The organism is Duganella dendranthematis (assembly GCF_012849375.1).
GTDB lineage: Bacteria > Pseudomonadota > Gammaproteobacteria > Burkholderiales > Burkholderiaceae_D > Rugamonas > Rugamonas dendranthematis.
In genome coordinates this window covers 5,994,969-6,018,932 of sequence record NZ_CP051684.1, presented here as the reverse complement: position 1 = coordinate 6,018,932, position 23,964 = coordinate 5,994,969, and the positions used below count along the sequence as shown (strand labels likewise).

At 64.2% G+C, this 23,964-nt stretch carries 20 protein-coding genes; 15 read left to right on the top strand and 5 right to left on the bottom strand.

The genetic code is table 11. The features are described 5' to 3' along the window. The first annotated feature begins 75 nt into the window (after positions 1-75). Genes smc through HH213_RS27495 form a run of 6 tightly spaced genes read left to right on the top strand, consistent with a single transcriptional unit; the run spans position 76 to position 9,643 of the window. A complete protein-coding gene (gene smc / locus HH213_RS27520) occupies positions 76-3,603 on the top strand; it encodes a chromosome segregation protein SMC (protein ID WP_110849696.1) in 3,528 nt (1,175 codons plus the stop codon). Continuing rightward, the gene (locus tag HH213_RS27515) at positions 3,600-4,787 is read left to right on the top strand and encodes a cell division protein ZipA C-terminal FtsZ-binding domain-containing protein (protein ID WP_169114399.1); all 1,188 of its coding nucleotides are present in this window, start codon (positions 3,600-3,602) and stop codon (positions 4,785-4,787) included. The genes smc and HH213_RS27515 overlap by 4 nt, the downstream gene beginning before the upstream one ends. 12 nt (positions 4,788-4,799) lie before the next feature. Then, complete coding sequence (gene ligA / locus HH213_RS27510) at positions 4,800-7,139, top strand: NAD-dependent DNA ligase LigA (RefSeq protein ID WP_169114398.1); 2,340 nt, start codon at positions 4,800-4,802, stop codon at positions 7,137-7,139. A gap of 1 nt (position 7,140) precedes the next feature. Beyond that, the gene (gene galU, locus HH213_RS27505) at positions 7,141-8,040 is read left to right on the top strand and encodes a UTP--glucose-1-phosphate uridylyltransferase GalU (protein WP_110849699.1); all 900 of its coding nucleotides are present in this window, start codon (positions 7,141-7,143) and stop codon (positions 8,038-8,040) included. Further along, on the top strand, positions 8,037-8,573 hold the full coding sequence (def, locus tag HH213_RS27500) for a peptide deformylase (protein ID WP_110849700.1): 537 nt from the start codon (positions 8,037-8,039) through the stop codon (positions 8,571-8,573). Before galU ends, def begins: the two co-directional genes overlap by 4 nt. A gap of 11 nt (positions 8,574-8,584) precedes the next feature. Continuing rightward, positions 8,585-9,643, top strand: coding sequence for an AI-2E family transporter (locus tag HH213_RS27495; RefSeq protein WP_110849701.1), 1,059 nt, complete (start codon positions 8,585-8,587; stop codon positions 9,641-9,643). Here the strand turns inward: HH213_RS27495 and HH213_RS27490 are convergent. The 3 genes from HH213_RS27490 to HH213_RS27480 form a co-directional block, all read right to left on the bottom strand. Then, the gene (locus HH213_RS27490) at positions 9,640-10,065 is read right to left on the bottom strand and encodes a hypothetical protein (RefSeq protein WP_169114397.1); all 426 of its coding nucleotides are present in this window, start codon (positions 10,063-10,065) and stop codon (positions 9,640-9,642) included. The two genes, HH213_RS27495 and HH213_RS27490, sit on opposite strands and share 4 nt — an antisense overlap. A gap of 60 nt (positions 10,066-10,125) precedes the next feature. Further along, positions 10,126-11,202 carry a DNA topoisomerase IB gene (locus HH213_RS27485; RefSeq protein WP_169114396.1) on the bottom strand — a complete coding sequence of 359 codons (1,077 nt, stop codon included), beginning with the start codon at positions 11,200-11,202 and terminating at the stop codon, positions 10,126-10,128. A gap of 73 nt (positions 11,203-11,275) precedes the next feature. Then, a complete protein-coding gene (locus HH213_RS27480) occupies positions 11,276-11,503 on the bottom strand; it encodes a hypothetical protein (RefSeq protein ID WP_110849704.1) in 228 nt (75 codons plus the stop codon). Positions 11,504-11,655: 152 nt separating this feature from the next. Between HH213_RS27480 and HH213_RS27475 the strand changes: the two genes are divergently transcribed. The 6 genes from HH213_RS27475 (at position 11,656) to urtE (ending at position 18,285) form a co-directional block, all read left to right on the top strand. Further along, positions 11,656-12,768, top strand: a complete 1,113-nt coding sequence (locus tag HH213_RS27475) for a porin (protein ID WP_229263192.1) — start codon at positions 11,656-11,658, stop codon at positions 12,766-12,768. A gap of 22 nt (positions 12,769-12,790) precedes the next feature. After that, complete coding sequence (urtA, locus tag HH213_RS27470; RefSeq protein WP_169114395.1) at positions 12,791-14,047, top strand: urea ABC transporter substrate-binding protein; 1,257 nt, start codon at positions 12,791-12,793, stop codon at positions 14,045-14,047. 102 nt (positions 14,048-14,149) lie between these two features. Beyond that, complete coding sequence (urtB, locus tag HH213_RS27465; protein WP_169114394.1) at positions 14,150-15,724, top strand: urea ABC transporter permease subunit UrtB; 1,575 nt, start codon at positions 14,150-14,152, stop codon at positions 15,722-15,724. Then, positions 15,721-16,794, top strand: a complete 1,074-nt coding sequence (urtC, locus tag HH213_RS27460) for an urea ABC transporter permease subunit UrtC (protein ID WP_110849707.1) — start codon at positions 15,721-15,723, stop codon at positions 16,792-16,794. Before urtB ends, urtC begins: the two co-directional genes overlap by 4 nt. Beyond that, positions 16,791-17,582 (top strand): urea ABC transporter ATP-binding protein UrtD, encoded by a 792-nt coding sequence (gene urtD / locus HH213_RS27455; RefSeq protein ID WP_169114393.1) that lies wholly within the window; start codon positions 16,791-16,793, stop codon positions 17,580-17,582. Before urtC ends, urtD begins: the two co-directional genes overlap by 4 nt. Positions 17,583-17,586: 4 nt before the next feature. Further along, positions 17,587-18,285, top strand: coding sequence for an urea ABC transporter ATP-binding subunit UrtE (gene urtE / locus HH213_RS27450; RefSeq protein WP_169114392.1), 699 nt, complete (start codon positions 17,587-17,589; stop codon positions 18,283-18,285). Between the two features lie 12 nt (positions 18,286-18,297). Here urtE and HH213_RS27445 read toward each other — a convergent pair whose 3' ends face one another. Beyond that, the gene (locus HH213_RS27445) at positions 18,298-19,191 is read right to left on the bottom strand and encodes a c-type cytochrome (protein WP_169114391.1); all 894 of its coding nucleotides are present in this window, start codon (positions 19,189-19,191) and stop codon (positions 18,298-18,300) included. Between the two features lie 79 nt (positions 19,192-19,270). On the opposite strand from HH213_RS27445, the gene HH213_RS27440 reads away from it, so the two are divergent. Genes HH213_RS27440 through ctaD form a run of 3 tightly spaced genes read left to right on the top strand, consistent with a single transcriptional unit; the run spans position 19,271 to position 23,156 of the window. Further along, positions 19,271-19,630, top strand: coding sequence for a c-type cytochrome (locus HH213_RS27440; RefSeq protein WP_308494517.1), 360 nt, complete (start codon positions 19,271-19,273; stop codon positions 19,628-19,630). Continuing rightward, positions 19,627-20,646 carry a cytochrome c oxidase subunit II gene (locus HH213_RS27435; RefSeq protein WP_169114390.1) on the top strand — a complete coding sequence of 340 codons (1,020 nt, stop codon included), beginning with the start codon at positions 19,627-19,629 and terminating at the stop codon, positions 20,644-20,646. The genes HH213_RS27440 and HH213_RS27435 overlap by 4 nt, the downstream gene beginning before the upstream one ends. After that, the gene (gene ctaD, locus HH213_RS27430) at positions 20,643-23,156 is read left to right on the top strand and encodes a cytochrome c oxidase subunit I (RefSeq protein WP_169114389.1); all 2,514 of its coding nucleotides are present in this window, start codon (positions 20,643-20,645) and stop codon (positions 23,154-23,156) included. Before HH213_RS27435 ends, ctaD begins: the two co-directional genes overlap by 4 nt. Here ctaD and HH213_RS27425 read toward each other — a convergent pair. Next, a complete protein-coding gene (locus HH213_RS27425; RefSeq protein WP_169114388.1) occupies positions 23,143-23,943 on the bottom strand; it encodes a substrate-binding periplasmic protein in 801 nt (266 codons plus the stop codon). The two genes, ctaD and HH213_RS27425, sit on opposite strands and share 14 nt — an antisense overlap. Positions 23,944-23,964 lie beyond the last annotated feature (21 nt).

Sequence of the window (23,964 nt, the reverse complement as noted above, 5' to 3'; positions counted from 1 at the left end):
CTGTGTTTTTGGCCTGATATGATACGCAAAATGGTATTATTGTGAAATTTTACAGCCCCCACACCAGATAACAACGTGCGTCTATCTTCCATCAAATTGTCGGGATTTAAGTCTTTCGTTGATCCCACCAATTTCCAGGTGCCGGGTCAGTTGGTTGGCGTGGTTGGTCCCAACGGGTGCGGCAAGTCGAACATCATCGATGCCGTGCGCTGGGTGCTGGGCGAATCGAAGGCCTCGGAATTGCGCGGCGAGTCGATGCAGGACGTGATCTTCAATGGCTCGACCCACCGCAAGCCGGCCGGCCGCTCGTCGGTGGAACTGGTGTTCGACAATCACGCCGGCAAGGCCGCCGGCCAGTGGGGCCAGTATGCCGAAATCGCCGTCAAGCGCACGCTGACGCGCGACGGCACCTCGACCTACTACATCAACGGCCAGCCGGTGCGCCGGCGCGACATCCAGGACATCTTCCTCGGCACCGGCCTCGGTCCGCGCGCCTATGCGATCATCGGCCAGGGCATGATCTCGCGGATTATCGAGTCGCGTCCGGAAGAGCTGCGGGTGTTCCTGGAGGAAGCCGCCGGCGTCTCGAAGTACAAGGAACGCCGCCGCGAAACCGAGAACCGTCTGCACGACACGCGCGAAAACCTGCTGCGGGTGGAAGACATCCTGCGCGAGCTGAATTCCAACCTGGAGAAGCTGGAAGGCCAGGCCGCCGTGGCGACCAAGTTCCACCAGCTGCAAGCCGACCAGGAAGAGAAGCAAAAGCTGCTTTGGCTGCTGCGCAAGGTGGAAGCCGAGAACGAGCAGAAAAAATACTTCCGCGAAGTCGAACAGGCGCAGAACGATCTGGAAGAGCAGACCGCCAAGCTGCGCAACGTCGAACTGTCGCTGGAGCAGATGCGCCAGTCGCACTTTGCCGCCGGCGACCGTCTGCACACGGCGCAAGGCGCGCTGTATCAGACCAACGCCGAAATCGGCAGCCTGGAAGCCAAGATCAAGTTCGCGCTCGAATCGCGCACGCGCCTGCAATCGCAGCTGGCGGCGCTGACCGCGCAGCGCGACCAGTGGCAGCGCCAGTCCAGCGAATACGGCGAGCAGATTGCGGAAGCCGAATTCACACTGGAAGAACTGGGCGCCAAGGTGGAAGAGGCGCAGATGATGGCCGAGCAAAAGGCCGAGTCGCTGCCGATGCTGGAGCAGGCGTGGAAAGAAGCGCAGACGCTGAGCACCGAATCGCGCGCTCGCATTATGCAGGCGCAGCAACAGCTGGAGCTGGAGTCCGCGCACCAGCGTAACGCCAACAACATCCTCAACGGCCTGGCCGTGCGGCGCGAGCGTTTGCAGCAGGAGAAGAACGGTTTGAGTCTGCCGGACAGCTCGCACCTGTCCAACCTGCGCATGCAGCTGGAAGAGAAGCAGCAGGCGCTGGAGGAGCAGAACTTCGTGCTGGAAGAAGCGCTGGAGCAGCAGCCCAGGCTGGAGCAGGAACGCCAGGAGGCGCAGCAGCAGGTCAACGCCGAAACCACCGCCAACGCGCAGCTGGAAGCGCGTCTGAATGCGCTGCGCCAGTTGCAGGAACGCGTGCAAACGCAGGGCAAGGTGACGCCGTGGCTGCAAAAGCACGAGCTGGAATCGCTGCCCCGGTTATGGCAAAAACTGAATATCGAGGCAGGCTGGGAGCAGGCGCTGGAATCGGTGTTGCGCGAGCGCACCTCGGCCTTGCAGATGTCGAATATCGACTGGGCCAAGGCCTTTTTCAGCGATGCGCCGCCGGCCAAGCTGGCGCTGTTTGCGCCGTCCACCGCCGTGCCGCCAGCGCCGCTGGAAGCGCCTGGCCTCAAGCCTTTCCTCAATCTGCTGAAATTGAACGATCCTGGCTTGCGTGGTTTGCTGCAGGACTGGCTGCACAACGTCTACATCGCCGAAGACGCGGCCGAAGCGTTTGCCGATCGGGGCAAGCTGCCGGCCGGCGGCAGCATCATCACCCGTCAGGGCCACGTCATCACGCAGGGCAGCGTGCGTTTCTACGCCGCCGATTCCGAGCAGGATGGCATGCTGGGACGCCAGCAGGAAATCGACAACATCACCAAGCAGCTGCGCGCGCAGCAGATGCTGGCCGACGAAGCGCGTTCGCGTTCGGTGCGCGCGGACGCCGCCGTGTCGGACCTGACGCGCCGCCTGGCCGAATACCGCGCCAAGCTGCAAAGCCTGCAATCGTCGGTACATACCATGCAGCTGGAGGTGATGAAGCTGTCCGAGGTGGAAGCGCGCTTCAACCAGCGTAGCACGCAGATCGAAGCCGACCTGGCCGAAATCACCGCGCAGGAGGAAGAACACACCCAGGTCAAGCTGGAGTCGGAAGAAAAGTTCGAGCAGCTGGATATGGAACTCGGCAACCTGCAAGGCACGCATGAAGACGGCCAGACCGACTTTATGCAAAAGGAGCAGCGCCTGGCCGATGCGCGCGAAGCGCTGCGCGACCTGGAACGCTCGGCGCAGGAAGTCCAGTTCGCCGAGAAGACCCAGCGCAGCAAGATCGAGGAATTCCGCCGCAATATCGCCACTGCCAACGCGCAGGTGGCGCAGGTGACGGAGAGCCTGGAATCGGGCCGCATGGAGCTGGAAGAGCTGGAATCCGGCGAAACCAGCGATGGCCTGCAAGAGCTACTGGACCGCCGCACGGCGCAGGAGAAAGCGCTATCCGACGCGCGCCACGAACTCGATCAGATCGCGCAGCAACTGCGCCTGTTCGAGGAGGGGCGCATGTCGACCGAGCGCGCGCTGCAACCGCAGCGCGACAAGATCATGGAAATGCAACTGAAGGAACAGGCCGCGCGCCTGAACCAGGAGCAGTTTGCGGCGCAATTGGCCGAGGTGCAGGCCGACGAGGCGGCGCTGTCCGAGAAGCTGCATCCGGAGATGAAGGCGTCCTACTTGCAAGGCGAGGTGACGCGCCTGACCAACGCTATCTCGCTTCTCGGCGCCGTCAACCTGGCGGCCTTGGACGAGCTGGCGACGGCGTCCGAGCGCAAGAACTTCCTCGATTCGCAGAACGCGGATCTGACGGAGGCGATCAACACGCTGGAAGACGCCATCAACCGGATCGACAAGGAAACCCGCGATCTGCTGCAGGATACCTTCGACCGCGTCAACGGCCACTTCTCCGAACTGTTCCCAATCCTGTTCGGCGGCGGCCAGGCCAAACTGATTATGACGGGCGACGAAATCCTCGACTCCGGCGTGCAGGTCATGGCCCAGCCGCCGGGCAAGAAGAATGCCACCATCCACCTGCTGTCCGGTGGCGAGAAAGCGCTGACCGCCACCGCGCTGGTGTTCTCCATGTTCCGCCTGAATCCCGCGCCTTTCTGCCTGCTCGACGAGGTGGACGCGCCGCTGGACGACGCCAATACCGAACGATTCTGCCGCATGGTCAAGCGCATGTCTGAACATACTCAATTCCTCTTCATCTCGCACAACAAGATTGCGATGGAGATGGCCAATCAACTGATCGGTGTGACGATGCAAGAGCAGGGTGTATCGCGCATCGTGGCGGTGGATATGGAATCCGCCGCAAACTTCGCTTCCGAGGCACAAGCAGCATGACAGACCTTCAAATCAGCTTACTCGCAGCCGCAGGCGTGTTTATCGCCGGCGTCTTCACGTACAACAAAATCCAGGAATACAAGGCCAAGAAAAGCGTGGAACGCGCTTTCTCGACCGACCATGACGATGTGCTGATGCGCACCGGCGGCGAAGAACCGCAACTGGCGCCGACAGCGATCAATCCTGCTGCGCCGCATGCGCGCCAGGAGCCAAGCTTCTCGCTTGACAGTTCCGCGCCCGGCGTCGCCGGCGGCGAAGCATCGGCGGCAGCTGCCGCACTCGGTGCTTTGGCAGCGGACTTCACCAGTGACGATGGCGCGCTGCTGACCGTCAGCGAAGAGGAACTGGCGGCGCGCGCCAACGCGGCATCGGCAGCGGCGGCGGAACAGGCCACCGCCCTGGTCGATCCGCTGATCGACTGCCTGCTGCCGCTGGCGCTGGAAGCTCCGGCGCGCGGTGACAAGCTGCTGCCGGTGCTGCAAACCCTGCGCATGGTCGGCAGCAAGCCGGTGCACTACATCGGCAAGGCCGTCAGCGGCGATTGGGAACCAGTCGCCCACGGCGGCGTCTACACCGAACTGCAAGGCGGCGTGCAACTGGCCAGCCGCAGCACCGCGCTGAACGAACTGGAATACTCGGAACTGGTGACGCGCCTGCGCGCCATGGCCGACGAAATCGGCGCCGAGCCGCAGATCCCCGACATGATCGAAGTAATGGCTGAAGCGCGCAACCTGCACCGCTTCGTCGCCGGTCACGATGCTCAGTTGGGCGTCAACCTGCAATCGAACGGCGCGCCATGGGCCATCAACACGCTGATCGGCGCGCTGGAGAAGCAAGGCTTCGACCTGCGTCCGGACGGCCGCTTCGTGATGCCGGACGGCGAGGGCGGCTTCCTGTTCTCGCTGTCGACCAATGTGACGCCGGCCGAGGAAACCACTGCGCGCCTGACGTTGCTGCTGGACGTGCCGTGCGTGGCGCCGGCGCGTGACGGTTTCGGCGCGATGGTCGCCTGCGCCAAGGGCCTGATGGTACGCCTTGACGGCACCATCGTCGACGACTACAACCAGCCGCTGTCGGATGCGGCGCTGACCGAGATCGCCGGCCAGGTGCAGGATTTCTACGCCGAGATGAACGATGCGGATATTCCGGCCGGTTCCACCCGCGCGATGCGTTTGTTCAGCTAAGAAGGTTAGGTAATGACGGAAGTAGATTTCAAAACGCGCATCGAGCAACTCAGCGCGGAGCTGAACCGGCATTTGCACGCCTATCATGTGGAAGACGCGCCGACTATTCCGGACGCGGAGTATGACAAGCTGTTTATCACGCTGCAAAAGCTGGAGGAAGAATACCCCGAGCTGGCGCTGCCGGACTCGCCGACCAAGCGCGTAGGCGCGGCCCCGCTGCCGCAGTTCGACCAAGTCACGCACACGGTGCCGATGCTGTCGCTGAATAACGGCTTCAGCGACGAGGATATCGAGAACTTCGACCGCCGCGTGCGCGAAGGCCTGGATACGGCCGCACTGGTGGAATACGCAGCCGAAGTAAAGTACGATGGCCTGGCCATCAACCTGCGCTATATCGATGGCGTTCTGGCGCAGGCGGCCACGCGCGGCGACGGCTACACCGGCGAGGATGTCACCGCCAATATCCGCACCATCCGTAGCATCCCTTTGCGCCTGAAGACCGACAACCCGCCCGCCATCCTTGATGTGCGCGGCGAAGTGCTGATGTTCAAGCGCGATTTCCAAGCGTTGAATGCCCGCCAGCGCGAAGCGGGACAGAAGGAATTCGCCAACCCGCGCAACGCCGCGGCGGGCAGCCTGCGACAGCTGGATTCACGCATCACCGCCTCGCGCAAACTGAGTTTCTTTGCCTATGGCGTCGGCGCGCTGGAAGGCGCCGAGATGCCGCTGTCGCATTCCGCGCTGCTGGACTGGTATCGCCAGCTTGGCCTGCCGGTGGCCAAGGAAGCCTCGCTGGTGCGCGGCTACGATGGCCTGATGGCGTACTACAAGCAGATCGGCGACGCCCGTCCAGGCATGCCGTACGAGATCGACGGCGTGGTCTACAAGGCCAACCTGCTGGCCGACCAGCGCGCGCTGGGCTTCGTTTCGCGTGCGCCGCGTTTCGCGCTGGCGCACAAATTCCCGGCCGAAGAAGCGCTGACCGTCGTGCAGGCGATTGAAGTGCAGGTCGGCCGCACCGGCGCGATTACGCCGGTGGCGCGGCTGGCGTCCGTGTTCGTCGGTGGCGTCAACGTTACGAACGCTACGCTGCACAATGAAGATGAGGTGCGCCGCAAGGACGTGCGCGTTGGCGACACCGTCATCGTGCGGCGCGCCGGCGACGTGATTCCTGAGGTGCTGGCGGTGGTGCTGGAGCGTCGTCCAACGCCGGAGCCGGCGCAATACGTGCTGCCGAAAACCTGCCCGGTGTGCGGCTCGCACGTTGTGCGCGAAGAGGGCGAGGCGATTGCGCGCTGCTCCGGTGGCCTGTTCTGTTCCGCGCAGCGCAAGGAAGCCATACGCCACTTCGCCGGCCGTCGCATGATGGACATCGAAGGCCTGGGCGACCGCTACATCGACAGTCTGGTCGAATGGGGCAAGGTGCAGCGCGTGGCCGACCTGTATTCGCTGAAGCTGGAAGACCTGCTGGAAATGAAGCGCCTCGCCGATGAACGCGATGGCACGACGCCGGAGACGGTCGCCAAGGGCAAGATCGCCACCAAGTGGGCGGACAATCTGCTGGAGGCCATCGCCGCCAGCAAGAATCCGCCGCTGGAGCGCCTGCTGTTCGCGCTGGGCATCCGCCACGTCGGCGAGTCCACCGCCAAGACGCTGGCCGAGTGGCTGGGCCGCTTTGACCTCATCCGCCGCGTGCCGGCCGCGCTGCTGCGCGTGCTGCCCGATATTGGCGGCACCGTGGCTGAATCGATCGCCGACTTCTTCGCCGAAGAGAAGAACCAGGAAGCCATCGATGCACTGCTGGCCGCCGGTGTGGCGCCGAAAGACGAGCATCCGCCAAGCGCCAAGCTGCGCGAAAAGCTGGACACGGTCAAGCTGATGGCGGCGCTGGCGATTCCCAAATTGACGGAACCGCGCAGCAAGCAGCTGGTGGAAGAAGGCGTGACGCTGGAAGCGCTGGCTTACCTGCAGGTGTTCAACGTCTTCGGCCTGCCGGCCACTGTATCGGATGCGCTTGAGGCGTGGATGTCGGAGCCGGCTAACCGCGCGCAAGTCAAGGCGCTGCATCTGCTGCGCAACGACCTGCTGGCGCAGCTGCCGGAAACAGTGGCCGCCGAAGGTCACCTGACCGGCAAAACCTTTGTATTAACCGGCACCTTGCCGAATATGGGCCGCGACCAGGCTGCTGCGCTGATTGAAGCGGAGGGCGGCAAGATCTCCGGTTCGGTCTCGAAAAAAACACACTATCTGGTTGCCGGCGCAGACGCCGGCAGCAAACTGGCCAAAGCACAAGAGCTGGAAGTCACCATTTTGGATGAAGCCGGCCTGCTCGAACTCCTCGCACAAAAATAACATGACCAAAATAAGAAAAGCAGTTTTCCCGGTTGCCGGTCTCGGTAGCCGTTTTCTCCCTGCCACCAAGGCACAGCCGAAAGAGATGTTGCCCATCGTCGACAAGCCGCTGATTCAATACGCGGTGGAGGAAGCGGTGGCGGCCGGCATTACCGAGATGGTGTTCATCACTGGCCGTAACAAGCGCGCCATCGAAGACCATTTCGACACCGCCTATGAGCTGGAGGCCGAGCTGGAAGCGGCCAATAAGCGCGTGCTGCTGGATCTGGTACAGAACGTTATCCCTAAACATATCAACTGCATCTACATCCGCCAGTCGGCGCCGCTCGGCCTCGGCCACGCGGTGCTGTGCGCGCGGCCGGTGGTAGGCGACGAACCGTTTGCCGTGCTGCTGGCCGATGACTTCATGGATACCGAGGACGGCGTCAAGCCGGTGCTGGCGCAGATGACCGAGGTGTATGAGCGTGAGCAGTCCAGCATCCTGGCGGTGCAGGACGTGCCGCGCGCGGCAACGCGCCAATACGGCATCGTCAGCGCCAGCGCCTATCAGCCAAAGCTGGAACAGGTGCATGGCATCGTCGAGAAGCCGATGCCGGAAGTGGCGCCGTCCACGCTGGCGGTGGTGGGACGCTATGTGCTGACGGGCCGCATCTTCAGCTACCTGGAAAACATCGGCAAGGGCGCCGGCGGCGAGATCCAGCTCACCGACGGCATCGCCGCGCTGATGAAGGACGAACGTGTGCTGGCCTACCGATACGACGGTACGCGCTATGATTGCGGCTCCAAGCTGGGCTACCTGAAGGCCACTACCGCGATGGGCCTCAAGCACCTGGAAACGGGCGACGAATACTGCGAGTTCCTGCGCCAGATACAGTGCGATATCAAGGGAGAAACGCGATGACGGTAAGAGAAATCCTGAAGATGGGCGATCCGCGCCTGCTGCGCGTGGCTGAACCGGTGACCGAGTTCGACACACCGGCGATGAAGGCGCTGATCGCCGATATGTTCGACACCATGCATGCCGCCAATGGCGCCGGGCTGGCGGCGCCGCAGATCGGCGTCAATCTGCAACTGGTGATCTTCGGCTTCAAACAGAACGCGCGCTATCCGGATGCGCCGCAGGTGCCGGAAACGGTATTAATCAATCCCATCCTCACTCCGCTGTCGGACGAGATGGAAGAGGGCTTTGAAGGCTGCCTGTCGGTGCCTGGCCTGCGCGGCAGCGTGCCGCGCTACGTCAAGCTGCGTTACGAGGGCGTGGATGAACACCAGCAGCCGATCAAGCGCGACGTCGACGGCTTCCACGCGCGCGTGGTGCAGCACGAAGTGGATCACCTGCTGGGCAAGCTGTACCCGATGCGCATCAAGGACTTTTCCAAGTTCGGCTTCACCGAGGTGATGTTCCCCGATCTTGATCCGAACGACGACGATTGAGCGCGCCGCCAATGCCCCAGTTCTCATTCCAACAAAAAGTATTCCTCGCCCTGCTGGCGTTAGTCACCATCGGCTTTGTCTGGATACTCGCGCCGTACGGCGGCGCCATTTTCTGGGGTGTGGTGCTGGCCATCCTGTTCGCGCCGATTTATCGCTGGTTGTTGCAGCGCACCCGCAACCGGGCCGGCCTGGCCGCCGTTCTGACGCTGCTGCTGATCGTGGTGATCGTTATCCTGCCGCTGACACTGGTGTCGATCTCGATCGTCAACCAGGCCGCAGCCGTGGTGCAGATGGTGCAGTCGGGTGAAATCACGGTCGCCATGTTTTTCAATAAGCTGATGGCGGCGCTGCCGAACTGGCTGGTGTCGCTGCTGGACCGCTTCCATCTGACCAGCCTGGAATATTTGCAGGCCAAACTCACCGAAGCGGCGTCGCAGGTGAGCAAGGAAGTGGCCACGCGCGCTATTAATGCGGGCCTGTACACCTTCGACTTCCTGACCGGCTTGTGCATCATGCTGTACCTGCTGTTCTTCCTGCTGCGCGATGGCGACAAGCTGGCCAAGCGCATCCGCGAGGCAGTGCCGCTGAGCCGCAAGTACAAGCAACGGTTGTTCCAGAACTTCACCACGGTGATTCGCGCCACAGTCAAGGGCAACATCCTGGTCGCCATCGCGCAAGGCGCGCTGGGTGGCCTGATCTTCTGGTTCCTGGACGTGAGCGCGCCGGTGCTGTGGGGCGTGTTGATGGCTTTCCTGTCGCTGCTGCCGGCGGTGGGCGCGGCCATTGTCTGGGCGCCGGTAGCGGTGTACTTCCTGGCGACGGGCTCTGTGTGGCAGGGCGTGACATTGGCGGTGTTCGGCGTGTTCGTCATCGGCCTGGTGGACAACTTCCTGCGCCCCGTGCTGGTGGGGCAGGACACCAAGATGCCCGATTACGTGGTGCTGCTGTCCACCGTGGGCGGCATGGCGCTGTTTGGCCTGAACGGCTTTGTCATCGGTCCGGTGGTGGCGGCGCTGTTTCTCGCGGCGTGGGATTTGTTCGTCAACGCCAGCGAGTTCCATACCGACTAGTCGTCGGTGGCCAGCAGGTCGCCGGCGTTCAGCAACGCGTACACGATGTCCGGCTTGTTGCGGAAGCAGCGGCGCAGCGCGGCGGGCAGGGCCTCATGCGTTTTGCGGCACAGGCCCGGCTTCTCGGCCAGTTTGATCGACAGGCCCATCACCGTGCTGACGCCGCGTACCGATGGCGTGATGGTCAGCGTGATGCCCAGCAGTTCGTCCAGCCGGCGCTTGATGCGGCCCAGGTCTTCATAGGTGGCGAGATTTTCGATGGCGGCCACCAGCTTCTTTTCCTCCTCGCGCGTGAGCTTCAGCACGCGGATATCGGCATCGTCCGGCGCCCGTTCCCATGCGTCCAGCAAGTCGTCGCGGCCGCATACGCAGGCGCCGGGCGGGCACTCTTTACGGATGAGGAAGGGCAGGGCGCGGGACATGGATCGGCTGGCGGCAGGGAGGACAGGGGAGACTGATTCTACTCCGCCCGCCGGGCCTTGTCAGCCAGCTTTCAGCCGCTGTTGCAGCAACGCCAGGACCGCCGCTTCCTCCGGTCGCAGCGCATGCAGGTCTTCCTTGAGTTCCTGTTGCGCGCGGCGGCGCAGGGCGTCCAGCATGCTGCCGTCGAGGTAGGACTCGATCACGGCCGGATGCACATAGCACTTGCGGCAGATGGTGGGCGTGTTGCCGAGTTTTTTGGAGACCGACTCAATCGCCTGCACCACGTTTTTCTTGGCCTGGGCTTCGGAGTCGTATTTTTCATACTCTTTCAGCGCCACTGCCGCCAGCACGGTGCCGGCCCAGGTGCGGAAGTCCTTGGCCGTGTAATCGGCGCCGGTGATGGCGTGCAGGTAGTCGTTGACGTCGGCCGAATCGATGGCGTGCGGATTGCCGTCGTCGTCCTCATACTGGAACAGCTCCTGGCCCGGCAGGTCGCGGATGCGGGCGATGATGCGCGCCAGCCGGCGGTCTTGCACCTCCACCGCGTGATGCACGCCGCTCTTGCCACGGAAGCGGAACTGCACCTTGCCGCCGTCCAGCCGCACATGGCGGTCGCGCAGCGTGGTCAGGCCGAAGGACTTGTTCTCGCGCGCGTACTCCTCGTTCCCGATCCGCATCAGCGTCGCCTCCAGCAGGTAGACGATGGTGGCCAGCACCTTCTCGCGCGGCAGGCCAGGTTTGCGCAAGGCTTCATCGACCGCTCTGCGCACCGCCGGTAGGGCCTTGCCGAAGCTGAGCATGCGCCCGTACTTGGCGTCGTCACGGTGTGCGCGCCAGCGCGGATGGTAGCGGTATTGCTTGCGGCCGCGCGCATCGCGGCCGGTGGCTTGCAGGTGGCCCAGCGGCTGCTTGCAAATCCAGACATCGACCCATGCCGGCGGAATCACCAGCGACTTGATGCGGGCCAGCGTGGCCTCGTCGGTGACGGCGTGGCCGTCGCTGTCGAGATAGCGGAACTGTTTGCCGCGCGCCTTGCGCACAATGCCCGGCTGGCCGTCGTGCACATACCGCAGGCCGGCGGCGCGGGCGGCGTCGGCGGGCGCCAGGTCGGCGGCTGGAATGTCATCGCGCTTCATCGCTATCCTTGGTGGGCTGAATACGATGCATCGTACTCGGCCGGCGGGAGGGACGATGTGCGCTAACGCACGATTAGTCCATGCGCTTGAGGCGCTGGCCGACGATGCTCCACTTGCAGGCCACGCCGTCGACGGTGCCGGTCAACACCCATCCGGTGCCGAGCTTCTCGACGCCGATCTCGCATTCCAGTTCCCTGGCCAGCTTTTCAGCCCAGCCCTTGGCGGCGCCCTGGCCCTTGAACAGTTCATTGCCTTCGTAGATTACGGTGGCGTCGAATACGGAGGCGGCGAATACGGTCATGATGGTCTTCCAAAAAAATCAAGCCGCTATTGTGCCACGACTGTGATAAGTCGGGCGGCGTCGCGGCGGCACCACTACGTCATTCAACGTATTCCTTGAAGATTGTCGGCTAGTTAATCTTGTCTCATCCAAAACCGAACGGGGAGAGCAAGATGGGGGTGAACAAGAAGCTGCTGGCGGCGCTGGCCGCAGCGGCGGTGGGCAATGCCTGGGCCGGGGCGACGATCAATATGGGCGACGACAAGTCGGTCACGGTCGGTTTCGGCCTGCGCGAGAGCTACACCAGCGCCGACAACGGCGCGCCGGACGGTGGCCGCTCCAGCGACTTTAACCTGGACAGCGGCCGCCTGTATTTCGGCGCGTCGCTGAACAAGAACATCAAGGGCATGTTCAACACCGAGTGGGACGGCGACAAGATCCGCGTGCTGGATGCGGCCGGGCAGTTCGCCATTTCGCCGGAACTCAATATCTGGGCCGGCCGCCTGCTGTCGCCGTCCGACCGTGCCAACATGGCCGGTCCTTACTACTCGCTGGGCGGCGGCTACTGGGCCGGCGTGGCATCGCGCTACGGCTACAACGGCGGCATTTTCCGTGGCCGCGACGACGGCGTGGTCGTATGGGGCAATGCCGGCGACGGCGGCCGCCTGGGCTACTCGTTCGGCGCCTTCGAGGGCCACACCTTCGGCATCGGTTCGCTGACGCAGTCGCAGGCCAAGGCGGCCGGCATCAAGGCCGACGACGCGCTGATGTACGCGGGCCGCGTGCAGTACGACTTCTGGGACGCGGAACCGGGCTACTACGGCACCGGCAATTACCTCGGCGGCGCCGACATCCTCGCCATCGGCGTGGCGGGCCGTTATCAGAAGGACGGCATCCTGACCACCGGGGCGGTTGGCAAGTACAGCTCCTACAACGTCGACTTCCTGCTGGAGAAGCGCATCAAAGGCGCCGGCGCCGTGGCCATCGAGGCGGCCTGGTACAACTACGACACCGACGACATCATCAAGGCCGAACAGGGCAAGGCGTATTCCGCCGGCGCTTCCTACATCTTCGAGCAGAAGGTCGGCTGGGGCAAGTTCCAGCCCTTCGTGCGCTGGCAGAAGTTCGCCGCCGACACCAACATCGACACCATGCAGTACGACGCCGGCGTCAATTACATCATCGATGGCTACAACGCGCAGGTCAGCGCGGTGTACTCGAAGACCAAGATCACCAGCGTGGCCGACCAGGACAAGTTCCAGATCGCGCTGCAACTTCAATACTGATTAACCACCACGGAGTTTAGCTATGCAAAATCGTCGTCATTTTATCGGCACCTTGAGCCGCATCGCCGCCGCTACCGCTTTGCTGGCGGCCGGCACGCAGGCCTACGCTGCGGACACCATCAAGATCGGCATCCTGCATTCGCTGTCCGGCACCATGGCCATTTCGGAGACGTCGCTGAAGGACGTGGCGCTGATGACCATCGATGAAATCAACGCCAAGGGCGGCGTGATGGGCAAGAAGCTGGAGGCGGTGGTGGTCGATCCGGCCTCCAACTGGCCGCTGTTCGCGGAAAAGGCGCGTGGCCTGATCGCGCAGGACAAGGTGTCGGTGGTGTTCGGGTGCTGGACTTCGGTGTCGCGCAAGTCGGTGCTGCCAGTGTTCAAGGAGCTCAATAGCCTGTTGTTCTACCCGGTGCAGTACGAGGGCGAGGAACTGGAGAAGAATGTGTTCTACACCGGCGCGGCGCCGAACCAGCAGGCGATTCCTGCGGTCGAGTACCTGATGAGCAAGGACGGCGGCGGCGCCAAGCGCTTCGTGCTGCTGGGGACCGATTACGTGTATCCGCGCACGACCAACAAGATTCTGCGCGCTTTCCTGAAGAGCAAAGGCGTGAAGGATGGCGATATCGACGAGGTGTACACGCCGTTCGGTCATTCGGATTACCAGACCATCGTCGCCAACATCAAGAAGTTTTCGGCGGGCGGCAAGACGGCGGTGATTTCGACCATCAATGGTGACTCCAATGTGCCGTTCTACAAAGAGCTGGGCAACGCCGGCCTGAAGGCGACCGACGTGCCGGTGGTGGCGTTCTCGGTCGGCGAGGAAGAGCTGCGCGGCGTCGATACCAAGCCGCTGGTGGGCCACCTGGCGGCGTGGAACTACTTCGAGTCGATCAAAAATCCGGTGAATGCGGAGTTCATCAAGAAGTGGAAGGCGTATGCGGTCGCCAAGAAGCTGCCGAATGCGGCCACGGTGGTGACCAACGATCCGATGGAAGCGACTTATGTCGGCATCCACATGTGGGCACAGGCGGTGGAGAAGGCCAAGTCGACCGACACCGACAAGGTGATCGCGGCGATGGCGGGGCAGACCTACAAGGCGCCGGACGGCTTTACGCTGACCATGGATGCGACCAATCACCACCTGCACAAGCCGGTGTTCATTGGCGAGATTCGTCCGGATGGGCAGTTCAACGTGGTGTGGAAAACGCCAGGCCCGGTGCGCGCCAACCCATGGAGCCCGTACATTCCGGGTAACGAGGGCAAGCAGAAGCTGTAGGTTGAGCCACGCCGTACCCCTAAGTGAAGGGGTCTGACCCCGCAGGGTCAGACCCCAGTCCGCCGCAGTGCGGGTTTCACGATTTCCGCATACTGGAGCTGTATGTTACGCAAACTATTTCTGATCGCCTGCCTGTGCTTCGCCCGCGCGGGTCATGCGGGCATTCCCCCGGATGTGCTGGTGCCATTGGCCGGTGACGACGCCGACGCGCGCGTCGCCGCCATCGCCAGCATCGGCGCACTCGCCACCGACGATGCCACGCGCCTGCTGACGGCGCTGCAAAACGGCGACGTCTACACCACGCCGGACGGCAAGCTGTATATCGTCGCCGACGACAAGGCCTACAACCCCGCCACCGGCGCCACCACCGCGCTGCCCGAAGGACTGGACGGCATCATGATTAACAACCGCCTGCGCGGCGCCGTCGAAGAGGCGCTGTCGGCGCTGAAGATGTTCTCGCCGGACCGCGCGCAACGCCTGGCTGCCGTCACCGAACTGCAGAAGAGCACCACGCTGGCGCAAGCACCGCTGATCGAGAAGGCGCTGGCGCAAGAGCAGGACGCCGAAATCCGCGAACTCCTGCGCCTGGTCGCCGCCACCGCCAACCTGCAATCGCCGCAAGCGGCCAAGCGCAAGGCCGCCGTCGAAGCGCTGGCCGACAGCAGCAACGCCAATCTGCGTCCCGCGCTGCAGGCGATGCTGGCCAACGATGCCGATCAAGGCGTGCGCATCGCCGCCGCCCATACGCTGCAGGCGCTGGACAGCCGCCTGGCGCGCACCGAATTTGTCGGCAACCTGTTTTACGGCGTCTCGCTGGGCAGCGTGCTGCTGCTGGCAGCGCTGGGCCTGGCCATCACCTTTGGTCTGATGGGCATCATCAACATGGCGCACGGCGAGCTGCTGATGATCGGCGCCTACACCACCTACCTGTGCCAGATGGCCTTTCGCCGCTGGGCGCCGGACGCGCTGGATTGGTATCTGGCCGCCGCGCTGCCGGCAGCCTTCATCGTTACCGCGCTGGTCGGGATTGTGCTGGAGCGCACGGTGATCCGCTGGCTGTATGGCCGGCCGCTGGAAACGCTGCTGGCCACCTGGGGCATCAGCCTGATATTGATGCAGGCGGTGCGCACCATCTTCGGCGCGCAGAACGTGGAAGTAGCCAATCCGGCGTGGATGTCCGGCGGTGTGACCGTGCTCGGATCGCTGGTGCTGGCTTATAACCGCATTGCCATCATCGTCTTCGCCGCGCTGGTGGTGGCCGGTGTGTGGCTGATCCTGAACAAGACGCGTCTCGGCCTGTTCGTCCGCGCCGTCATGCAGAACCGCCGCATGGCCGGCTGCGTCGGCGTCTCCACCGCCAGGATCGACATGATGACATTTGGGCTCGGCTCCGGCATCGCCGGCCTCGGTGGCGTGGCGCTGTCGCAGCTGGGAAATGTGGGGCCGGACCTGGGCCAGGGCTATATCGTCGATTCCTTCATGGTGGTGGTGCTGGGTGGCGTCGGCCAGCTGGCGGGCACGGTGATCGCCGCGCTGGGACTGGGCGAAGCCAACAAATTCCTGGAACCGGTGGCCGGCGCGGTGCTGGCCAAGATCGCCATCCTGGTGTTCATCATCATCTTTATCCAGAAGCGTCCGCAAGGGCTGTTCGCCATGAAAGGCAGGAGCGCTGAATGAATCATCCCTCGTTGTTTTCGCGCCGGGCGTGGACCGGCATCGTCGCCTGTACCGTGGTGCTGGCGGCGCTGCCGCTGCTCAATCTCTTCTTCGCCGACGGCCATGCGCTGCACGTGCCGAGCTACCTCGTGAGCCTGATCGGCAAATTCATGTGCTACGCGCTGGCGGCGCTGGCGCTGGACATGGTGTGGGGCTATGCCGGCATCCTGTCGCTGGGCCATGGCGTGTTCTTCGCGCTGGGCGCTTATGCGCACGGCATGTATCTGATGCGCGCCATCGGCCGCGAAGGCGTGTACCAGAGCGACCTGCCGGACTTCATGGTGTTTTTGGACTGGAAGACCTATCCGTGGTTCTGGAGCGGTACCGACAGCTTCTGGGTGTCGCTGGCGCTGGTGGTGCTGGTGCCTGGCGTGCTGGCCTTCGTGTTCGGCTTCTTCGCCTTCCGCTCGCGCATCAAGGGCGTGTACTTCTCGATCATCACGCAGGCCATGACGTATGCCTTCATGCTGCTGTTCTTCCGGAATAACACCGGCTTTGGCGGCAACAACGGCTTCACCGACTTCAAGCGCATTCTTGGTTATTCGATCAGCGCGCCGGGCACCAAGGCCACGCTGTACCTGGTGACGCTGGCGGTGCTGCTTGGCGCGCTGCTGCTGTGCCGCTGGATCGTTACGTCCAAGCTGGGACGCGTGCTGCAGGCGGTGCGCGATTCGGAGTCGCGGTTGATGTTCATCGGCTATAACCCGCTGTGGTTCAAGCTCTTTGTGTGGACACTGTCGGCGGTGCTGTGCGGGATCGCCGGCGCGCTGTATGTACCGCAGGTGGGCATCATCAACCCATCCGAGATGTCGCCGGCGAATTCGATCGAGATGGTGATCTGGGCGGCGGTCGGCGGGCGTGGCACGCTGCTTGGCCCCATCATCGGCGCGTTTTCGGTGAATGGCCTGAAAAGCTGGTTCACCGGCGCTTTCCCGGACCTGTGGCTGTTTGCATTGGGCTTGATCTTTATCCTGGTGACGCGCTATCTGCCGCGCGGGCTGGCCGGGCTGGTACGCAAGGAGCAGGCATGACTTTGAACGACGCGCGCATTGCGCAGCAAGGGCTGGATACGACACATGGCGCGATCCTGTACCTGGAAGAGATCAGCGTGGTGTTCGACGGCTTTCGCGCACTGAATAAACTGAGCCTGGATATTTCGGTCGGTGAGCTGCGCTGCATTATCGGACCGAATGGCGCCGGCAAGACCACCATGATGGACGTCATCACCGGCAAGACGAGGCCGACGTCCGGCACCGCGTACTTCGGCCAGACCATGGACTTGAGCCGCATGAGCGAGCACCAGATCGCGCACGCCGGCATCGGCCGCAAGTTCCAGCGGCCGACGGTGTTCGAGCAGCACACGGTGTTCGAGAATCTGGAGCTGGCCATGAAGCTGGACAAGCGCGTGCGGCCAACGCTGTTCGCGCGCCTGTCGTCCGAACAGCGCGGCAAGATCGACGAGATCCTCAAGCTGATACGCCTGAACGGCAGCGAGCATCGGCTTGCGGGGCTGCTGTCGCACGGGCAGAAGCAGTGGCTGGAGATCGGCATGCTGCTGATGCAGGAGCCGCAGCTGATCCTGCTGGATGAACCGGTGGCCGGCATGTCGGATGCCGAAACGGCGCGCACGGCGGAGCTGCTCAATGAATTGCGCGGCAAGCATTCCATCGTGGTGGTCGAGCATGACATGGCCTTCGTTACCGAGATCGCGCAGCAGGGCGTGGTGACGGTGCTGCATGAAGGCGCGGTGCTGGCGCAGGGCCGCATGGAAGAAGTGCAGGCCGATGAACGTGTGATTGAAGTCTATCTGGGACGCTGACGCTATGCTGCAAGTAGAAAAAATCAACCAGTACTACGGTTCCTCGCACACCTTGCGCGGCGTGTCGCTGGAGCTGGAAAAGGGCAAGTGCATGGCGCTGCTGGGCCGTAATGGCGTCGGCAAGACCACGCTGCTCAAGTGTCTGATGGGGGTGCTGCCGGTATCCGCCGGCAGCGTCAAGCTGGAGGGACGCGATATCACGAAGCTGGCGCCGCACCAGCGCGCGCGGGCCGGCATCGCCTATGTGCCGCAGGGGCGCGAGATTTTTGCGCGGTTGACGGTCGAAGAGAACCTGCTGATGGGCCTTGCCACCCACAGCGGCAAGAAGGCGCACACCATCAAGGGCGAGGTGTATGAACTGTTCCCGGTGCTGAAGGAGATGCTGCACCGGCGCGGCGGCGACCTGTCGGGCGGCCAGCAGCAGCAGCTGGCGATTGCGCGCGCGCTGCTGGCGGAGCCAAAGCTGATCATCCTCGACGAGCCAACCGAAGGCATCCAGCCGTCGATCATCAAGGACATCGGCAATGTGATCCGCCTGCTGCGGCAGCGTGGCGATATGGCGATCCTGCTGTGCGAGCAGTACTTCGATTTCGCGCATGAATTGGCGGACCAGTTCATGGTGCTGTCGCGCGGCGAGGTGGTAGCGTCGGGCGCTCAGGCTGTGATGAACGACTCGGAGGTCAAGCGCCATCTGGCGGTGTGATCGCCGTCCGGCTTACGGTTGCAGCAGGTAGGCGGCCATGTCGCGGGCGTCGGATTCGCTGACGTTCATCGACGGCATGGCGCTTTGCGGGTGGATGCGCTGTGGTTCGCGTATCCATTGCGCCAGACCGGCGGCGGTGTTCGGCACGGCGCCGGCGATATGCTGGCGCTGGGCCAGGTCGTGCAGCGGCGGGCCGACCAGCGTGGCCGGGCCGGTGACGCCGGGGATCAGGTGGCAGGCGTTGCAGGCATACTGGGTCAGCGCCACGCGTCCACGTTCCGCGTCGGGCTGCGCGTGCTGCTGCCGCGCGGCGCGTGCGGGATAGCCGGCTTGCTCGGCCAGCGCGGCGTAAGCGGGCGGCGATAGACGCGGCAGCACGGTCAGAAAGGCGACCACCGCCCAGATGTCGTCATCGGCCAGATGATATTCCCACGCCGGCATGCCGCTCATCTTGATGCCGTGGCGCGTGATCCAATAAAGTTCATTCGGATTCCAGCGGCGCGCGGCGTCGGCCAGCGGGCCGGGAATCGGCTGCATGCTTTTGCCGATGTCGCCTTGCGCCACGCCGGGCGCGCCGTGGCACACCACGCAATTGTCGCGATACATGCCGGCGCCGCGCAGCGCCAGGCCGGAGTTGGCGTCGGCGTTTGTATTGGCGTTGGCGTTGGCGTTGGCCGCGGCGGTGACGGCGGCAGGCACGGTGACGTCGCGCGCATGGTGGCGCACCGACTGCTGCAAGCCCAGTTCCAGCAGGCTGTGGACCCACTGAAAGTGCGAACGCGTGGCGGCGACGTTGTAGTAGCCGCCATACAGCACCAGCGTGCCGCCGGCTGCGCCGAGCACCGCCAGCGCCGCCATGGTGGCGACGACCGTAAGGGCGATCTGCTGGCGGCGGGGCGTGGTCATACCTGCGTCCTGTTGAAACGACAAGAAGATTGCAATTCTTTTATTATATCGAGACGACAGGCAAAAGCAGGTTCCAATCGTGCGCATCCTTCTTCTCGTTCCACTGGCATGGCTGGCCGCTTGCGATAGCGGCGGGCCGGCGCCCGCGCGCGTGGCGGGCGGCGAGGCGTTGCGCGGCAAGCTGCTGCTGGCGCAATACCAATGCGGCGCCTGTCATCAGATCGAGGGCGTGGCGGCGGCACGTGGCCGCAACGGGCCGCCCCTCGACAGTTTTGGCCGTCGCAGCTACATCGCCGGCAGTGTGCCCAATACGCCGGAGACGCTGGTGCGCTGGATCGTCGATCCGGCCGTCGTCAAGCCCGGAACGCCGATGCCGGCCATGGGCGTGTCGGCGGACGATGCGCGCCATATGGCCGCTTATCTCTATTCTTTGCCATGACGGCGCCGCAGCAGTCCGCGTTGCACCCGGCCGGCCAGGATGCAGAGGTCATTCATCAACTGACGTGGATACTGAGCGGCGGCGCGGCGCTGGTGTTTGTTGGCGTGATGGTGTTGTGCGTGATGGGCCTGCGCGCACGGCGCGAGGTGAACATCCGCACGTGGCTGCTGGGCGGCGGCGTGCTGCTGCCGGTGCTGGTGCTGTCCGCGCTGCTGGCGTTTTCCACCTGGCGCAGCGCGCAACTGAGTACGCTGTCGTCGCAGCACGCGGTGAAGATCGCGGTGGTCGCGCACTTGTGGTGGTGGGAGGTGCGCTATACCGACCCTGCCGGCGGGCCGGATATCGTGCTGGCCAATGAGATACGTCTGCCGGTCGGGCAAACCGTGTATCTGGGCTTGAGCAGTGCGGATGTGATTCACAGTTTCTGGGTGCCGGCGCTGGCGGGCAAGGTGGATATGGTGCCCGGCCGGCTTCACGGTCTGACGGTGCGGGCGGACAAGCCGGGCGTGTATCGCGGGCAGTGCGCCGAATACTGCGGCGAGCAGCATGCGCGCATGGCGTTGCACGTGGTGGCGCAGGGGGAAGGGGAATTCAACGCATGGCTGGCGGCGCAGGCCAGGCCGGCCATCGGCGCGAACAGCGCGACCAGCGAGCCCGCCGCGCAGCAGGCGGCGATGGGCGCTGGCGGGGCGGAGCCGATCGCCGTGGGGCGGAAGGCGTTCGCCGCGCAGCGCTGCGCGGCGTGCCATGTGGTGCGCGAAGGCGCGCGCATGGCGGGCGCCGGTGCTGGATCGGGCGGTGTGCCAGGCGAGCAGGCGACGCTCGGGCCGGATCTCACGCATGTCGGTAGCCGCCTGTACATCGGCGCTGGCACGCTGCCGAATAGCCGTGCCGCGCTGGCGGCATGGATCACCAATCCGCACAGCGTCAAGCCGGGCGTGCGCATGCCGGCCGGCGCAGACATGGATGCGGCCACGCTGGACGCGTTGGCGGCCTATCTGGAGCAGCTTAAATGACGGCGCCGCGCAACGACCTGCCAAGCTCCGTGCCGCGCCCGGACGGCGAACTGGAACAACTGGAGCGCGTGTGGCGCACGCCGCGCGGCCTGCGCTTCCTCACCACCGTCAACAACACCAGCATCGGCCTGCTGTACATCGGCACCGCGTTGCTGTTCTTCCTGCTGGCCGGGATACTCGGCCTGATGATCCGCGCGCAACTGGCGCTGCCCGATAGCAGTCTGCTGAGTCCCGGCGTGTACAACCAGGTCTTCACCATGCACGGCACGGTGATGATGTTCCTGTTTGCGATCCCGGTGGTGGAGGCGATTTCGGTGTTCCTGCTACCGGGCATGCTAGGCGCGCGCGACCTGCCGTTTCCACGCCTGTCGGCCTATGCTTTCTGGGCCTACGCGGCCGGCGGCATCGGCTTCTTTGTCAGCCTGTTCGCCGGCCTGGCGCCGGATGGCGGATGGTTCATGTATCCGCCGCTCAGCGGCAAGGAGCATTCCCCCGGCATCAACGCCGACTTCTGGCTGCTGGGGATCGGCTTTATCGAAATTTCGGCCATCGCCGGCGCCATCGAGCTGATTGTCGGCATCCTGTTTACGCGCGCGCCGGGCATGACGCTGCGCCGCATGCCGGTGTATGCCTGGGCCATGCTGGTGATCGCGCTGATGATCGTGTTCGCCTTCCCGGCGATCATCGCCGGCACCGCGCTGCTGGAACTGGAGCGCGCCTATGACTGGCCGTTTTTCATCGCCGCGCGCGGCGGCGATCCTGTCTTGTGGCAGCACCTGTTCTGGTTCTTCGGCCATCCGGAGGTGTATATCATCTTCCTGCCGGCGGCCGGCATGGTGTCGACCATGATTCCGTCGCTGGTCGGCGCGCGGCTGGTCGGCCACAAGGCGGTGGTGATCGCGCTGGGCGCGGTCGGCGTGGTCAGTTTTGCGTTGTGGGCGCACCATATGTTCACGGCGGGCCTGAGCCTGTGGTCGTCGACGCTGGTGTCGGCAGCCAGCATGACTGTCGCGGTGCCAACGGCGGTGCAGGTGTTCGCGTGGATCGCGACCTTGTGGCGTGGCGAAGTAAGGTTTAATGCGCCGATGCTGTTCGTGCTTGGCTTCCTGTTCATCTTTGTGCTGGGCGGGCTGACCGGCGTGATGGTGGCGGTGCTGCCGTTCGACTGGCAGGCGCATGACAGCTACTTCATCGTCGCGCACCTGCACTATGTGTTGATCGGCGGCCTGGTGTTCCCGATGTTCGGCGCGCTGTATTACTGGCTGCCGCTGGTGAACGGCCATCGGCTGTCGGAGCGGCTGGCGCGCTGGGTTTTCGGCCTGATGTTCGCCGGCATGAACCTGGCGTTCTTCCCGATGCATATCAGCGGCTTGCTGGGCATGCCGCGCCGCGTCTATACCTACTCGACCGAAATGGGCTGGGATGCGCTCAACCTGGCTTCCAGCATCGGCGCCTTCATTCTTGCGCTGGGCGTGCTGGTGTTTATGGTCGACGCCGCGCGCACGCTGCGCCGCCCCAAGCGGGCGCACGGCAATCCGTGGCAGGCGCCGACGCTCGAGTGGCTGCCGGCCGAAGACTATGCCACCCGCAGCATTGCCGACGTGCGCTCGCGCGAGCCGCTGTGGGATCAGCCGCAGCTTGCCGGGGAAGTGGTGGCCGGTGCGCACTGGCTGCCTGGCACGGCCACCGGCCGGCGCGAAACCATCGTCACCAGCCCGGTGCAGGCCACGCCGCTGTACGTGCAGGTGCTGCCCGGCGACAGCTGGTGGCCGTTCGCCGGCGCGCTCGGCACCGCCGGCTTCTTCCTGCTGCTGACGGTGCACATGACGCTGGCCGCGTGGCTGTGCGGCGCGGTGGCGATCGCGTCGGTGCTGGCGTGGATGTGGCAGTCCGACAGTCTGCCGGGGCTTGCCGAGTCACGCCAGGCGCGCGTGGCCGATGACGTGGTGCTGCCGGTCGGCGCGACAGGCATGCGGTCGCACTCGTGGTGGGCGACCATCATCATGCTGGTGGTGGACGCGACGATTTTTGCCTCCTTCCTGTTCGCGCATATTCATACGGCGATGCGGCTGGACGTGTGTCCGCCACCCGGCAACAGCCTGCCGGCGACGGTATGGGGCTGGGTAGTGTGCGGCGCGCTGGCGGCGGGATCGATGCTGATGGAATGGGCGCGGCGCCAGTCGGCGCATGGCTGGCAGCGGCTGGCGTTTGCGCTGGCCGCGATCTGCATGCTGGGCGGCGTCAGCGCGGAGGTGGGCAGCCATGTGGCGGCCGGACTCGATCCGGTAACAACGGCCTGGGGCGCGACGGTGGCGGCGATGCTGGCGTATCAGGGCTTGCACGGCGTGCTGCTGGCGATTCTGGCGGTGTATCTGTGGCTGCGCTCCTGGTGCGGGCGGCTGACGGCGACCAATCGCGCCACGCTGGATAACTGCACGCTGGTGTGGCACTACGCCACGCTGCAAGGCGTGGCGCTGGCGGCGGCGCTGCGGATAATCAGTGGGTCTTGAAGAAGTTGCGGGCCACGGCGTCCATTTCGCCGGTGCGCTTCATCAGTGAGATAGCGTTGTCGAACTGTTTGACGAAGTCGTTCTTGTAGGTGTACTTGCCGTTGTCACGGTCGGTAAAGCCGAGGAAGCCTTGCTTCACCGCGATCACCGCCGCTTCGGCGACGCCGGCGTGCACGCCACCTTCATCGTACTTGCCCTGGGCCTTGAGCTGGTTGAGCGTCCACTGGATCGACAGGCGATCGTTGATGTAGCAGTCGATGCGCCGCAGTCCCAGTTTGACGATATTGGTTTCGCTGTCCTTGGCTTCTTCCACGCGTAGCTGGCGCGCGCGGACGGCCTGGTCGAATGCTTCGCCGCCGACGATGAAGCCGGCGTTGTTGCCGATGGTGAGGCCATAGAAATCCTCCGGCCAGCGCTTGCGCGGTTTGGCGGCCAGCACGTCCTTGCGGCACACGGCCACCACATGCTCTTCATACAGCGGCAGCGAATACGGCCAGGTCCACGGTTCGTCCTTGGTGTTCATGTAGGGCGGGTAGAGGGCGAAGCCGGTGCCGGTGCGCAGCAGCGCCATGCCGCGCTTCCAGGGCACCGGCTGGATCTCGACTTTGTAGCCCTGCATGTGGCCGACGGCGGCGCGCACGATGTCGTAATACAGGCCGGCGGGCTTGCCGTTTTTTTCGTAGGCGTAGGGAGGATAGCCGGCGTCGGCGTAGATCGTGACCGGGATGTCGGCCGCCTGCGCGCTCGCGCATAGCACAGAGATCAACGAGGTTAGCCAGAATTTCATGTCAGTCATCCTAACATGATA